The organism is Vibrio nereis NBRC 15637, assembly GCF_001591105.1.
GTDB classification, from domain to species: Bacteria; Pseudomonadota; Gammaproteobacteria; order Enterobacterales; family Vibrionaceae; genus Vibrio; species Vibrio nereis.
In genome coordinates, this window is sequence record NZ_BCUD01000062.1 from 1 (window position 1) to 627 (window position 627).

Below are 627 nucleotides of genomic sequence, written 5' to 3' on the forward strand. Positions count from 1 at the left end.
TATCAGCCACATAATTCACGCAGCAGGCATAGCCTGCTTCGTTGAGTTCTTCGGCTATTCGCACTGAGCCGTAACGTGCCCGATATTGGGCAAAGGTACACATGACTAACTGTTCAAAGCGCTCTCGCCGCTTTGAACGCTCACTCGGCGTATAATGACACCACTTATAGTAACCGCCTCGGCTCACCTCTAACGTACGGCACATTAAGCTGATGGAGTACTCACCGACATAGCTTTCAATGAACTCGTACTTCACTCTTGCTGCTTCGCGAAGTACGCCGAGACCTTTTTTAGGAATTCCATTTCATCTTTGAGCCGCTTGTTCTCGCGCCTTAGCGCTCGAAGCTCTTCGGACTCTTTCTTCGAATAATCGACACCGTCTAAGGTATTAAACTGTTTATCAGATAGGCGTGTGAACTGGCGCTTCCAGTTCCGGATCTGCTGGGCACTGATGCCCAGCTCCTTGGCAACGGAGACGGCTGTTCGGCCAGGAAGACTGGCCAAGCGGACTGCTTCTTTGCGGAACTCTTCGGTGTACGCTGGATTACGATGTTTAGCCATAAATCACCTCTCAATTAGACCCTAGATCTAACTTAGTAAAGTGTCTACTAAACGTGGGGGACTCGG

Annotated in this window: 1 protein-coding gene and 1 pseudogene; both read right to left on the reverse strand. The window is 49.9% G+C overall.

All coding sequences use genetic code 11. The annotated features are described in order from the left end of the window. Window positions 1–256: pseudogene (locus tag VNE01S_RS18790) on the reverse strand (hypothetical protein); the annotation flags it as partial. Next, window positions 253–561 carry a transposase gene (locus VNE01S_RS18795; protein WP_004413754.1) on the reverse strand — a complete coding sequence of 103 codons (309 nt, stop codon included), beginning with the start codon at window positions 559–561 and terminating at the stop codon, window positions 253–255. The gene VNE01S_RS18795 and the pseudogene VNE01S_RS18790, both read right to left, overlap by 4 nt. Between the last annotated feature and the right edge of the window lie 66 nt (window positions 562–627).